A 13,689-nucleotide genomic window follows, 5' to 3' on the forward strand; every position below is an offset into this window, starting at 1 on the left:
GATTTTGTCCTCTGGCTCTCAATTCTTTATGCGTTCAATCGTAAGAACTCATTTACCTTTGTTGCTACTTCCTCTTGCTGTTCCTCAAAGCTGTGAGCATAGATATTCATTGTGGTTGAACAGGTTGAATGTCCTAATGTCTTTGATATTTCAATGATGTTGACTTCCAGATAATTGAGCAGGGTAGCACATGAATGTCTCAACCCATGAAGCGGAATAATCGGTAATTCCTCTAATCCCTCGGCCTTTGCTTTATCTGGATTATTCTGCACCCATTCATTATAGCGGTATAAATGCTTTGTGAAATACTGATAAGGTGTTGTATCCACAATAACATCTTAGCATACTGCAATTTAAACTGCGATGTCCTCCATTTCGCCCGGTTTGACAGCGAAAGCGAGACCTTTTCAGACCTGCACTCCATCCCTTTGAGGGAGGGTACCCTCTGCGACAGGGACGCCGACCCCTTCTCCCCCGACGGGACCCGTTTCGCCTATCTCTTTGTCCCTAACGACGATACCTACCAACGAGATCTGGTGGTGGTAGACTTGGACACCATGACCCAGCAGGTCAACCAAACCTTGCCCGTAGGGACGAAGGAGGACACCTCCGTGCTGTCCTTTGTCTGGCTGGACAACCAGACCCTGTTTACCACTGTGGCCCAGAGCATCGGCAGTTTCAGCAATCAAGAGATTTACACCACATGGACCTATCACCTCTCCTAATTCCCTCTCCCCCTTGCCAGCCCCTCCTTGGGGCTGGCACTTTTTCCCTTCCTGCCCTGAAAACGGCAGGGTTCTCTTGCATCTTTTTTCAGAAATGATACAATAAAAGTGATTTCATCCCCCGTTCTTTCCTGCTTTTCTTGGCAACGAGCAGGTCCGGGAAAGGAGGGTCCCCATGGCCGCTTCCTCTCAGTCATCCAAACCCTGGTTCCGGCTGGATAACGCCGCAAAAATGTACTCTGCCATCCAGCGGAAGAATTACTCTGCCCTTTACCGGTTCTCCGCCGTGATGAAGGAAAAGGTCGATCCGGAGGTCCTTCAGCGGGCCATCGACAAGACCTTAGTCCGGTTTCCCGGGTTTCACGTTAAAATCAAGCGCGGGATGTTCTGGTACTACTTCGAGTCCGACGATTCCCCCGGCCCCTTCCTGCAAAAAGACATCAGCAATCCCTGTCAGCCGGTGCGGTTTCAAAACAAGGACCAGCTTCTCCGCTTCTTCTACTACGAAAACCGCATCTCCGTGGAGGTGTTCCACGCCCTGGCCGACGGGGCCGGTACCGTCTACCTGCTGAAAACCCTTCTGGCTGTCTATCTCCGGGAGCTGGGTCATCACATCCCCTGTACCGATGGTGTGCTCGACATAAACGATCCCCCCGACCCGGAGGAATGGGAGGATGCATACGCCCGGTATGCCACCTCCCGGGTCCGCCTGGGCTTCGGCCACAACAAGGCCTACCCCTGCGTGGGTACCCCGGAGCCGTTCTACACCCTCAATGTCACCATGGGCTTTCTCTCCGTGGAGGAGGTGCGAAAGGTCAGCCGCCAGTACGGCGCCTCCATTTCAGAGTACCTGGCCGCAGCGCTGATCGAATCCATCCTGCTGCGTCAACGCAGGGAGGATCGCCGGAAAGAGCGCCCTGTGGCCCTGGCCGTCCCCATCAACCTGCGCCCCTATCTTCCCTCGAAAACCCTGCGGAATTTTATCTTTACCATTCGTCCCTCCATTGACCCCCGTCTGGGGGATTACACCTTCCGGGAGATCGTTTCCCAGGTCCACCACCACATGCGCCTGCACAGCAACCGCCAGGAGATGCAGGCTGCCATCACCCACAACGTGTCCCTGCAGCGGTACCTGCCCTTAAAGCTGGTCCCCTCCCCGGTGAAGAATTTCGCCCTAAACCTGGGGTATCGCCTGGCAGGCAGCCGCCCCTTCTCCACCACCTTTACCAACCCCGGGCCCTTTACCGTCCCCCAGGAGATGATCCCCCACATTCAACACGTGGAGGTCATGCTGGGCCAGTCCTACGCCCCCCGGGTGAACTGCGCCGTCATCAGTTTCCAGGACACCCTGGAGATCACCTTCGCCGGAACGGTGAAAGAGACCGATGTGGAGCGGGAGTTCTTCCGCCATCTGGTCAAAGACGGACTGCACGTGAAAGTGACCTCCAACCGAAAGGAGTGACCCTTATGTCCTACTGCGTCAACTGCGGCGTGGAACTGGAGGACAGCGCTTCCTTCTGTCCCCTATGTCACACCCCTGTCTACCACCCGGGCCGTCAGGCCCCCCAGGAAAAACCCGCCACCTTCCCCCAGGAGAGGCAGGAGGTGGAGGACATCAACCGAAGGGAGCTGGCCGTCCTTCTGTCGGTGACCCTTCTGTGCACCGCCGGGTGCTGCATCCTGCTCAACCGCTTCCTGCTTTCGCCCCGCCTCCCCTGGTCCGCCTTTGTAGCCGGAGCCTGCGGTCTGCTCTGGGTGTGGATCGTCCCTCCCCTGCTGAAACGGTCCCTCCCCGCCCTGGCCTTCCTGCTGCTGGACATCGCCGCCATCGGCGCTTATCTGGGGCTCATCGCCTTCCTGCTCCACGGGACCTCCTGGCTCTATGACCTGGCCCTCCCCATCTGGGGCGGGGCGTCGGTCCTCTTCCTTCTGGCCTTTCTCCTGGCCAGAAAGCGGTCGGTCATCAGCCGCACCATGCTGGTGATCGCCGGGGTCGGCCTCTTCCTCCTCTGGCTGGAGCTTCTCATCGACCGCTGGATGGGCATCTCCTACCGCCCCCAGTGGTCCCTCATCGTAGCCATCGCCTGCGTGGCCCTGCTCATCCCCCTGGCCATCATTCGGATGCGGCCCAACCTCCGCCGGCAGGTACGCCGGAGATTCCATTTTTGATCCAGACAAAAAACAACGCCTTGGGACAGTTCCCAAGGCGTTGTTTCGTTTTCTTCTTATGCCGGGGCGTTCTCTTCTCCGTCCCACAGCTTCCACTGTTCCACGCTGCACTGGCCGGCGTCGTTGTCCCCCGTTGCCAGAACGGTGCCGTCCTTCCGGACTGCCACCGTGTGCCGCTCTCCGGCGGCCACAGCCACCACGTCAGCCCAGTCTTCCACCTGGCACTGACCATACTGGATATCCCCCGCAGCCACTACGGTCCCGTCGGTCCGCAGGCCTACGGTATGGAATGGGCTGACCGAAACCGCAGCGATCTCCGTCCACTCCGTGACGCCGGGGGCGGCAAAGCCGTCGGCTTCCTGGACCTGGCCGTCGGTGCGGATCCCGATGGTGTGGATGTGCCCCGCGGCAATGGCGGTCATTCCACTCCAGTTATTCACTGCACAGGAGCCAAACAGTCCTTCCCCGGCAGCCACCACCGTGCCGTCCCGGCACAGGCCCAGGGTGTGGTCCATCCCGGCAGCCACGGCGATCATATTCTTCCAGCCGCTCAGGGCGCACTTTCCGGACGTGTCCCGTCCGGCGGCCACCACGGTACCGTCTGCCCGCAGGCCCACCGTATGGCTGTCCCCGGCGGCCACAGCCACCACGTCAGTCCAGTCTTCCACCTGGCACTGGCCATAGGTCTGGTCTCCGGCGGCCACCACCGTGCCGTCCGCCCGGACGCCTACGGTATGATACTTCCCGGCCGCCACCGCCACGATGTCCTTCCAGTCCTCTACGCTGCACTGGCCAAACTGGTTGTCACCGGTGGCAAGGACGGTGCCATCCTTCCGCAGACCCACTGTATGGAGCCGTCCGGCACAGATGCCGCCCTTGCCCTTGGGCTGGGATACCACCTGCTCCACCGGCAGCTTCACCCCGCAGAGATCGCAGAATTTCGCCTGATCCCGGAGCACCTCGCCGCAGCTGGGGCACCGTTTCTCCACTTTTGTTCCACACATATCGCAAAAACGTGCGCCCTGGCGCAACTCTACGCCGCAGGCTCTGCATCTGGCCATGGTCATGCCCTCCTGTAATTGCATGGTAATCTATTTTTTATTATACTGGATTCCTGCGCAGAAAACAAGAGCCCATTCACCCCGGTCCATCCTCCGAAAAAAACGCTGCGGGAAGGCTCCCCTTCCCGCAGCGCAGTATTGGTATGATAACAGAGGGTCAGGCCTCTTCCACCTGTTCGTTTTCCCGAATCCGCAGGGCGCCGGTGGGGCAGGCCTGGGCACACTTGAGGCAGTCCAGGCAGCCTCGGACTGCATAGCTGGTCTGGAACTCCGGACGGATGGTGGTCTCAAAACCACGGCCGATCAAGTCGATGATGCCTTTGCCCACCACTTCTTCGCAGATCCGCACGCACTGGCCGCACAGGATACATTTGCCCTGATCCCGCTCAATGGCCACCAGGCGCTTCTCCTTAAAGCTCTCGTGCTTCTTGCCCTTCAGGCGCTCCGGATGGATCTCGTAAAGGTTGGCGCAGCGAATGAGCTTACAGTCGTTGTAGTCGTGGCAGCCGCAGTCCAGGCAGCGTGCTGCCTCAGCCCGGGCCTGGGCCTCGCTGAAGCCCAGGTTGATCTCACCAAAGTCGTTTCTCCGCTCCTCTGCCGGGCGGGTGGGCATTTGGGCTCTGGGCAGCTTGATATAATCCGCAAAGGTCTCGGGAGTGACCTCCTTCTCAGAGCGGTAGGTCCGGCGATAGGGTATATCCAGACCCTGGAGATAGAGGTCCACCACCTTGGCGCAGCGGCGGGCCTCGCCGATGGCCTCAATGGCGATGGAAGCGCCGTTGTTGGTGGCGTCGCCCACAGCAAAGACCCCTTCCAGAGAGGTGCGGTAGCTGGTCTCGTCGGCGGCGATGATGCCCTTCCGGTTCAGCTCCACGGTCTCGAAGCCCTTCACGTTGGCCTTCTGGCCGATGGCCCCGATCACACAGGTGACAGGCAGGGTCTCGAACTTGCCGGGCACCGGCACAGGACGGCGGCGTCCGCTCTCGTCGGGCTCGCCCAGCTCCATGACCTGGAGCTTCATGGCAGTGACCTGGCCGTTTTCGCCAATGATCTCTGCGGGGTTGGTCAGGAACTTGAAGACCACGCCCTCTTCCCGGGCCTCGTCGATCTCCAGCTGTTCTGCGGGCATTTCCTTCTCGGTCCGGCGGTAGACCACGTACACTTCCTTGGCGCCCAGACGGACCGCAGTCCGGCAGGCGTCCATGGCGGTGTTGCCGCCGCCCACTACGGCGACCTTGTCGCCGATGTCAGGACGACCGCCCAGGGCCACCTGACGCAGGAAGTCAATACCACCCATGACGCCCTTGAGCTCTTCGCCGGGGCAGCCCATAGGCATGCTCTCCCAGGCGCCGATGGCCAGGATAACCGCATCATAGTGGCTCTTGAACTCTTCAAAGGTCTCCTGCTGGCCGATGCGGAAGTTGTTCTTCATCTCCACACCCAGAGAAGCGATCTCTGCCACTTCTTCGTCCAGGACCTTCTTGGGCAGGCGGTACTCGGGGATACCATAGCGGAGCATACCGCCCATCTTGGGCATGGCGTCCACGATGGTCACCCGGTGACCCATCAGGGAGAGGTAATAGGCCGCAGTGAGGCCGCCGGGGCCGCCGCCCACGATACCAATGCGCTTGCCGGTGGCAGCCTTCTTTGCAGGGAGGTAACCGCCTTCCTTGATGACCCGGTCGGCGGCAAAGTATTTGAGGTAGGAAATCGAGATGGCTTCCTCTACCATAGCCCGGCGGCAGCCGCCCTCACAGGGGTGGGGACAGACCCGGCCGATGGAGGCAGGGATGGGCAGGTTCTCTTTGATGATGCGCACAGCTTCCCGGTCCTCGCCCCGGGCAATGGCCTGGACGTAGTCCTGGACATTGACGTTAGCGGGACAGTGCATCACGCAGGGACCGCGGCAGTCGCCGTCGTGGTCGCTCATGAGCAGCTCCATGCTGATCTTTCCGGTGCGGACCACCCGCTCGGACTCGGTGTAGATCACCTGGCCGTCGGTGGCCACGGTGGAGCAGGCCCGCAGCAGCTTGGGGCTGCCCTCGGCCTCCACCACGCAGAGGCTGCATCCGCCATAATGCTTCAGTTCGCTGTTATGGCAGAGGTTGGGGATCTCGATGCCGTTATTCTGGGCAATCTCCAGGAGGGTCTGACCGGGCGTACCGGTACAGCGCTGACCATTGATCGTGACTCTGATTTTCTCTTTCATGTTCCGCCCCCTCCTTTCTTACTCTACAACAATGGCGTCGAACCGGCAGGAACTGACGCACTGTTTACACTTAATGCAGGCCGTCTGGTCAATGACATGGGGCTTTTTCCGGTCGCCGCTGATGCACTCCACCGGGCACTTCCGTGCGCAGAGGGTACAGCCGGTGCACTTGTCCGGATCAATGGAGATGGTGAGCAGAGCAGAGCACTCGCAGGCGGGACATTTCTTATCCCGGATGTGGGCCTCGTACTCATCCCGGAAGTAACGGATGGTGGTCAGCACCGGGTTGGGGGCTGTCTGACCCAGACCGCAGAGAGCGCCGTCCTTGATGGAGATGCACAGCTCTTCCAGCAGCTCGATGTCGCCTTCCTGGCCTTCCCCCTCACAGATCCGGTTCAGGATCTCCATCATACGGGTGGTACCGATCCGGCAGGGGACGCACTTACCGCAGGATTCCCGGGCGGTGAAGTCCAGGAAGAACCGGGCAATGTTCACCATACAGGTGGAGTCGTCCATGACCACCATACCGCCGGAGCCCATGATGGCGCCGGTGGCGGAGAGGGCCTTGTAGTCAATGGGGGTGTCCATCAGTTCTGCGGGGATACAGCCGCCGGAAGGACCGCCCATCTGCACTGCCTTATACTTGCGGCCGTCCTTGATGCCGCCGGCGATGTCGAAGATAACATCTTTCAGGGAGTTGCCCATGGGCACTTCCACCAGGCCGCCTCTCTGGACCTTACCAGTCAGGGCGAAGACCTTGGTGCCCTTGGAGTTTTCTGTGCCCATAGCGGAGAAGGCTTCGCCGCCGTTTTGGATGATCCAGGCAACGTTGGCAAAGGTCTCCACATTGTTGATGTTGGAGGGTTCGTTCAGGTAACCGCTCTGGGCGGGGAAGGGAGGCTTCAGGCGGGGCATACCGCGCTTGCCTTCCATAGACTCGATCAGGGCAGTTTCCTCGCCGCAGACGAAGGCGCCTGCACCGGTCTTGATGGACAGGTCGCAGCTAAAGCCGGTGCCCAGGATGTTTTCACCCAGCAAGCCGCGGCTTCTGGCCTGCTCAATGGCCATACCCAGGTGTTCCACAGCCAGGGGATATTCCGCACGAATATAGACGAACATATCCTCTGCGCCCATGGCATAGGCGCCGATGAGCATACCTTCGATGAGGCTGTGGGGATCGGACTCGATCACAGCCCGGTCCATGAATGCGCCGGGATCGCCCTCGTCGGCGTTGCAGATGAGGTGCTTGTGATCGCCCTCTGCCTGACGGGCGGCGTTCCACTTAAACCAGGTGGGGAAGCCGGCGCCGCCGCGACCGGCCAGACCGGAGATCTTGATCTCCTCGATGACCTCTTCGGGGGTCATCTGCAGGGCCTTGTCCAGGGCCTGGTAGCCGCCGTGGCGGATATAGTCGTCGATGCTGGTGGGGTCGATGACGCCGCAGTTGCGCAGGGCAACACGCTTCTGCTTCTTCAGGAAGCGAGCATCCTCGTCGCTGATGAACATGGGCTCCAGCTTCTGGAAGTCGCGCTTGCGCACTGCTTCCACGATGCCCAGGGCGTCGGTCTCGGTGACCCGGACCAACCGGTGAAGGAGCTTATCCCCTTCATAGATATCCACAATGGGTTCCAGGTAGCACATACCGATACAGCCGGTCTTTTCCACGGTGAAGCTGTCGGTGGCGGTCATATGGCCGGAAAGGACCTTGGCCACCCGGGCTGCGCCGGCGGAGACGCCGCAGCTGCCCTGGCCCACCAGAATACGGATGCCGTTGCCGGATTCCCGCTGCCGCAGTTCCCGGAGGATCTTAATGGTACGCTCGGGGGTCAGCTTCCCGTAGGTGTCGCCGTTGATCATCATAACGGGGGCCAGAGAACAGCAGCCCAGGCAGGCCACGCCGTTGAGGGTGAACATGCCGTCCTCGGTGGTCTCGCCGTCGGTGATGCCCAGCTCCTGGGTGATGGCGGTACGGATCCGGTCTGCGCCGTTGACGTGACATGCGGTACCTTCACAGAGCATGATCTGGTAGGTGCCCATAGGCTCCAGACGGAAGTAGCTGTAGAAGGTTGCCACGCCCAGCACCTTGGCGGGGCTGTTGCCCGTCCGCTCTGCCACGTAGTAGATCACTTCCTTGGGCAGATACCCATAGATGGACTGTGCCTGCTGGAGGATCATAATCAGACTGGTAGAGTCGTCCTGGTACTGACGAAGCACCCCTTCCATCAGAGAGAGGTCAACGCCTGATACAAACTCGGTCATTACTTTCACTCCTTAATTCTTGATGAGGACCCTTTTCTAATCATCGTTTACAGTTTTTTTATCTTATCTTTCATTTTTTCCTCATCACATTGAAACGCTATCTTCTAAATTATAGTCCCCTAATATTAAATTTTCAAGTCCAATCCCCCTGCAAATGAACCGAAATTTCTTTCCTCTTTCACTTTTTCTTCGGACAGGCCAACTTCATCTGCATAGAAAATTGCAAAAAGAAGGAAGAAGCTCTTGCATTTGAGCTTCTTCCTTGCAAGGGTTCTATCAAACGTTGTGCTTCACGCGGTCGTGCTCTTCTGCCCGTTTCGCGTTGTTGAACCGGTCCAGCGTTCCCACCAGATAGCCGGTGATCCGGCGGATCCGCTCAAAGGCCACGCCGTCGTCCTCTTTCCGTCCGCAGCCAGGGCACTGGTCCCCGATGATGCCGGAGAAGCCGCACACAGGGTCCCGGTCCACAGGATGGTTCACGGAGCCGTAGCCGATCCCCTTTTCCTTCATGCAGCGGATGACCCGCTCAAAGGCGTCCAGGTTTTCTGTGGGGTCGCCGTCCATTTCAATGTAGCTGATGTGGCCAGCGTTGGTGAGGGCGTGGTAGGAGGCCTCAATGGCGATCTTGTCATAGGCAGAGATGGGGTAGTATACCGGCACATGGAAGGAGTTGGTATAGTACTCCCGGTCGGTCACGCCCTCGATCACACCGTACTTTTCCTTGTCGATCTTCACGAAGCGGCCGGACAGCCCTTCTGCGGGGGTGGCCAGGAGGGTAAAGTTCAGCTTCCGCTTTCTGCTCTCCTCGTCCATTCTGGCCCGCATGTGGCTGATGATCTCCATGCCCAGGACCCGGGCCTTTTCGCTCTCGCCGTGGTGCTCGCCGATCAGGGCCTTCAGGGTCTCCGCCAGGCCGATAAAGCCCACGGAGAGGGTCCCGTGCTTCAGCACTTCCCGGACCTCATCCTCCCAGTCCAGGTTGTCCGAGTCGATCCACACGCCCTGTCCCATGAGGAAGGGGGCATTTTTCACCTTTTTCCGGCACTGGAACTCAAACCGCTCCAGCAGCTGTTCCACGCACAGGTCAATGGTGTGGTCCAGGCTTTCGAAGAAGGTGTTGATGTCGCCTTTGGCCTTGATGCCCAGGCGAGGCAGGTTGATGGTGGTAAAGGAGAGGTTGCCCCGGCCGTTGCTGATCTGCCGGTCCGGATCGTACACGTTGCCGATGACCCGGGTGCGGCAGCCCATGTAGGCAATTTCCGTCTCGGGGCGGCCTTCCTTGTAGTACTGCAGGTTAAAAGGTGCGTCCACGAAGGAGAAGTTGGGGAAGAGGCGCTTGGCGGAGCAGCGAATGGCCAGCTTAAAGAGGTCATAGTTGGGCTCGCCGGGATTGTAGTTGATGCCTTCCTTCACCCGGAAGATCTGAATGGGGAAAATGGGGGTCTCCCCATTGCCCAGACCTGCCTCCGTGGAGAGCATGATGTTCTTCATCACCATCCGGCCTTCCGGGGAGGTGTCCATACCATAATTGATGGAGGAGAAGGGGGTCTGTGCCCCGGCCCGGGAGTGCATGGTGTTGAGGTTGTGAATGAGGGCCTCCATGGCCTGATAGGTGGCCCGGTCGGTTTCCTTCACGGCCCGGTAGTGGGCGAACTCCTGGCACTTGCGCACCTGGGCCTCATCCTGGTCGTAGCGCTCCAGCAGGAAGGGCAGTTCTGCCTGGAAGTAGGCCTCGCAGTCCTCCAGCTTGGGATAGAGACCGGTCTCCTCTTCGATCTTCTGGATGTTGGCCTTGATCTCGGTCTCCGGATCAGCCTGGTCCTCCAGGAGCATCAGAGCCCGGGCCAGATTCTGGCGGTAGATCCGCTTAAAGGTCTTGCGCACGCCGATGGCCATGGAGTAGTCGAAGTTTACGATGGACTGACCGCCGTGCTGGTCGTTCTGGTTGGACTGGATGGCGATGCAGGCCAGCGCTGCATAGGAAGCGATGTCGTTGGGCTCCCGCAGGGTACCGTGCCCGGTGGAGAAGCCCCCCTCAAAGAGCTTAATGAGGTCGATCTGGGTGCAGGTGGTGGTGCCCATGGGGGCGAAGTCCATGTCGTGGATATGGATATCTCCGCTGATGTGTGCCCGGGCGTGGTCGGGCTTCATGACAAACATCTGGTAGAACTGTTTGGAGCCTTCGCTGCCATACTTGAGCATGGTGCCCATGGCCGTGTCGCCGTCGATGTTGGCGTTTTCCCGCTTAATGTCGCTGTCCTTGGCGGCAGAGAAGGTGATGTCCTCATAGATCTTCATGAGGCGGGTGTTCATCTCCCGGGCGCGGCTGCGCTCGGAGCGGTAAAGGATGTACGCCTTGGCGGTCTGGACATACCCGTTGTCCATCAGGACCCGTTCCACCACGTCCTGGATGTGTTCCACGTCGGGGCAGGTGCCGCCCTCTACTTCCAGGATGGAGGCCACCTCATGCGCCAGACGGGCAGCAGTCTCTTCGTAGCCGGGTTTGTAGGTTGCCTCAAAGGCCTTGTTGATCGCATCCGCAATTTTATTTTCATGGAAGGGCACGATTCTTCCGTCTCTCTTCCGGATCTGCTGTACCGTGGTCATGGAAGCAGCTCTCCTTTCTCCATTTTCCTCTTTATCATTCCAATGTCATCTGTGTCCCTCTTTCGGGAACACAGGTATTATACTCGAAAGTCGGCACATTATTTAGTGACCTTGTCACCAAAAATCACTATATGATGTGTTTGCTGTTTGACAGCAAACACATCATAGCATTGTATAGGCGTTCCGTCAATTAGTCATTCTTCCCAAAAACCCTCGCAAAACTTTGTAGTCCGCCCCCCTGGCGACCACCACTTCTTGTGTTCATCCGGCCTGGCGCTTGTCCAAAAGGATTTGTTTTTCAAGGGTTTCCCAGTCCATCTTTTTCTCCTCGATCCTGGTCCAGGCGAGAAACTGCTGTTCCAACTCCGGCCACACCATGTACCGAATCGCGTACTCGATCTCCAAATGGCAGGGCAGGATATTTTCAATGATCCACCGGATCTCTTCATACCCCTCCGGCTCTCCGCCCACCTCCGGGAAGGAGACCTGCACGTGCAGGGGGGCCTCCTTCTCTTCCACCACTGCAAAGATCCCACACCCCCGGATGGCGTTGTTCATGTCCTCCAGGGTAAAGCAGCTGCCGTCGATCCGCAGCAGGGCCACCAGCGCCTGCCGGAGCTGTTCCCGGCTCTCCCCTTCCACCCATGGACGATTCATCAGTTCCCGCAGCTGATCCAGCCCTTCCTCCTGGGCGGTCCAGAGATTCATTTCCTGCTGGAGGTGTGCCAGCAGGTCCGCTGCGGCATCCAGCTGCCCGCCCTCGCTCTGCAGTTCTTTCCACTGAAAGGTCCCTTCCCAGCGGTAGACCCCCAGGGGAGCCAGCAGGGCGCGCAAGGTCTCTTCATGTTTCACGAGAACACCTCCACCCGCAGCGTCTTCAGCACCGGGAGCTGTTTTTCCTTCACTGTGAGGTCCTGGTCCGGGGTGCGGATGTGGTAGTTGGCCACTCCCTCCACGTGGAAGATCTGCTCTCCCAGCTCTGCCAGCAGCAGATCCTTCCCCAGCCGCTCTCCGGAGAACCACGCTCTTATGGTCTCCTCCGTCTTTTTCTGCACCTCCAGCGGGGCGAAGCCTTTTTGGGCGGTGACCATAACAGTCACATCGGTCTCTACCGCCTCCGGCGGACTGACCCAGACAGTCACTGCAATCTCCCGTTTCCTTTCCATGGCGCTCCGCACCCGCTGGACCAGATCGTCCGACGGCATACCCTCAGGACCTGCCACGATAATGTCCACCGTCCCCACACCCCGGGCTTTGGGTAGGATACCCACTGCCGCCACGCCCTCCACAGCCAGCGCTTCCCGTTCATAATAGGCGGTGTTGGTGCCGTTGGGCAGGCGGCGGTAGGTGTCCAGGATGCGCTGCCGCAGGGCCTCATCCCCCTCGGTCTCCTGCCCCCCCGGCAAAGGCCTCCGGATTGGTACAGCGCACGATCCCCTCCGGGGCCACTGCCATGGTGCGGACAGTCCAGGCGGGGACATTGCCGCCCGGGCCGGGCTGCACCCCATGGGCGGGCACATCCACGGAGGTCTCTCCGGGCTGGATCACGGCTCTGCGGGTGGTTGCAAACTCCACCCGTCCGGCAGTCATGCACACCGTGCCCTCCGGGATGACCAGGACGCTCTCTGCCGCTTCGTCGATGCTGAAGCGAATGGTTCCAATGGCCCGGCGGGCCGGTTCCCTCTGCAATCCCCGCAGGAAGGCGTGGTATTCCAGATACGCTCCCGTGGCGGTCTGGGGGAAGCACTGCCGGCTGGTCCAGTCGATCTCCTGATACAGGCCGTACAGCTGGGTGGCCAGGGCGTACATCCGTACTGCCAGTTCTCCAGCCCCGTCCGGCTCGGTCCCGGTCTCCCGGGCGAAGGTATCCATCATTTCTCTGTAAAGTTCGTCTACGGTTTTCATGGTCACTCCCCCTTATATGGATATGGGTGCCAGGAGCTGCTGCCCCTGCCAGGTCAGGTAGACGGTCAGTTCCTGTCTGGCCGGGTTCCATGCCGCTCCGGTCACCTGTAAGTCGGGCTCTCCCGCCAGGGCTTCTGCGGCGTAGCCGGCGCCCACGGACTGCCGGGCGGATTCTTTCTCTCTGGTCAGGAGGTGGAGCCGGCTGCCCAGGTTAGGCAGCAGCGGGAAGCTTCCCCGCTTGACCGTGAGCTGAAACAGGGCCCGCTCCAGCACTTCCTCTGCGCCGGATACAGTTTCAAAGGACCCCTTCCCATCGGGGCAGTAGTCTCCGTTGCGAAGCTTGGTGGTTGCCACGGTCATTCCACCTCCCTTCCGTTCACGGTAAGGCCACCGGAAACCTCCAGCGTACCGTCCAGCCGGAAGGTCCCGCTCAGCTCAATGGTTCCGTCCGGCTTGAGCCGGATGCCCGCGCCGGAGGCCACAGAGAGATAGACCTCCCCCGGCTCCGGCTGGGTCTCCTCCACGACCCCGGCAATGCAGGGGGCTTCTTCCTGTCCGCTCTTCACCACCAGAACCGTGTCCCCTCTGGCAGGGGTCCAGTGATAGCCTCCAGGTCCGCAGAGGGCCACCCTTCTCCGCTCTCCTTCCAGAGCCACGCCGGCCTGTGTACCGGAAATGGTGACCTTCCCCAGTTCTGCGGGCGGTTCCCGCAGCAGGTCCCGGGTCTGTCTGTTTGCCATCCACACGAATGATT

At 59.8% G+C, this 13,689-nt stretch carries 13 protein-coding genes; 3 read left to right on the forward strand and 10 right to left on the reverse strand.

Annotated elements, in window-relative coordinates; genetic code table 11:
* Positions 1 to 26: 26 nt before the first annotated feature.
* Complete coding sequence (locus tag SOR61_RS06650) at positions 27 to 329, reverse strand: tyrosine-type recombinase/integrase (RefSeq protein ID WP_320611886.1); 303 nt, start codon at positions 327 to 329, stop codon at positions 27 to 29.
* A gap of 99 nt (positions 330 to 428) precedes the next feature.
* Between SOR61_RS06650 and SOR61_RS06655 the strand changes: the two genes are divergently transcribed.
* From SOR61_RS06655 to SOR61_RS06665, 3 genes are all read left to right on the forward strand, one after another.
* On the forward strand, positions 429 to 725 hold the full coding sequence (locus tag SOR61_RS06655) for a hypothetical protein (protein WP_320611887.1): 297 nt from the start codon (positions 429 to 431) through the stop codon (positions 723 to 725).
* 175 nt (positions 726 to 900) lie between these two features.
* Positions 901 to 2,187, forward strand: coding sequence for a hypothetical protein (locus tag SOR61_RS06660; protein ID WP_320611888.1), 1,287 nt, complete (start codon positions 901 to 903; stop codon positions 2,185 to 2,187).
* Positions 2,188 to 2,192: 5 nt separating this feature from the next.
* Positions 2,193 to 2,894: a DUF6320 domain-containing protein gene (locus tag SOR61_RS06665; RefSeq protein WP_320611889.1), complete on the forward strand. Its 702-nt coding sequence runs from the start codon at positions 2,193 to 2,195 to the stop codon at positions 2,892 to 2,894.
* A 56-nt stretch (positions 2,895 to 2,950) separates the two neighbouring features.
* Here the strand turns inward: SOR61_RS06665 and SOR61_RS06670 are convergent, their stop codons facing one another.
* The 9 genes from SOR61_RS06670 to SOR61_RS06710 form a co-directional block, all read right to left on the reverse strand.
* Positions 2,951 to 3,955 carry a double zinc ribbon domain-containing protein gene (locus SOR61_RS06670; protein WP_320611890.1) on the reverse strand — a complete coding sequence of 335 codons (1,005 nt, stop codon included), beginning with the start codon at positions 3,953 to 3,955 and terminating at the stop codon, positions 2,951 to 2,953.
* Between the two features lie 157 nt (positions 3,956 to 4,112).
* Positions 4,113 to 6,164, reverse strand: coding sequence for an FAD-dependent oxidoreductase (locus SOR61_RS06675; RefSeq protein ID WP_320611891.1), 2,052 nt, complete (start codon positions 6,162 to 6,164; stop codon positions 4,113 to 4,115).
* 18 nt (positions 6,165 to 6,182) lie between these two features.
* Positions 6,183 to 8,423, reverse strand: coding sequence for an NADH-quinone oxidoreductase subunit NuoF (nuoF, locus tag SOR61_RS06680; RefSeq protein ID WP_320611892.1), 2,241 nt, complete (start codon positions 8,421 to 8,423; stop codon positions 6,183 to 6,185).
* A gap of 276 nt (positions 8,424 to 8,699) precedes the next feature.
* On the reverse strand, positions 8,700 to 11,030 hold the full coding sequence (locus SOR61_RS06685) for an anaerobic ribonucleoside triphosphate reductase (RefSeq protein WP_320611893.1): 2,331 nt from the start codon (positions 11,028 to 11,030) through the stop codon (positions 8,700 to 8,702).
* A gap of 261 nt (positions 11,031 to 11,291) precedes the next feature.
* On the reverse strand, positions 11,292 to 11,882 hold the full coding sequence (locus SOR61_RS06690) for a DUF2313 domain-containing protein (protein ID WP_320611894.1): 591 nt from the start codon (positions 11,880 to 11,882) through the stop codon (positions 11,292 to 11,294).
* Positions 11,879 to 12,436 carry a baseplate J/gp47 family protein gene (locus SOR61_RS06695; RefSeq protein ID WP_320611895.1) on the reverse strand — a complete coding sequence of 186 codons (558 nt, stop codon included), beginning with the start codon at positions 12,434 to 12,436 and terminating at the stop codon, positions 11,879 to 11,881. The genes SOR61_RS06690 and SOR61_RS06695 overlap by 4 nt, the downstream gene beginning before the upstream one ends.
* The gene (locus tag SOR61_RS06700) at positions 12,405 to 12,935 is read right to left on the reverse strand and encodes a baseplate J/gp47 family protein (RefSeq protein WP_320611896.1); all 531 of its coding nucleotides are present in this window, start codon (positions 12,933 to 12,935) and stop codon (positions 12,405 to 12,407) included. Before SOR61_RS06700 ends, SOR61_RS06695 begins: the two co-directional genes overlap by 32 nt.
* 12 nt (positions 12,936 to 12,947) lie before the next feature.
* The gene (locus SOR61_RS06705) at positions 12,948 to 13,289 is read right to left on the reverse strand and encodes a hypothetical protein (protein ID WP_320611897.1); all 342 of its coding nucleotides are present in this window, start codon (positions 13,287 to 13,289) and stop codon (positions 12,948 to 12,950) included.
* Between the two features lie 2 nt (positions 13,290 to 13,291).
* A complete protein-coding gene (locus SOR61_RS06710; protein ID WP_320611898.1) occupies positions 13,292 to 13,675 on the reverse strand; it encodes a hypothetical protein in 384 nt (127 codons plus the stop codon).
* Positions 13,676 to 13,689: the final 14 nt, after the last annotated feature.

It is taken from the genome of Evtepia sp. (assembly GCF_034090835.1).
Taxonomy (GTDB): Bacteria; Bacillota; Clostridia; order Oscillospirales; family Oscillospiraceae; genus Evtepia.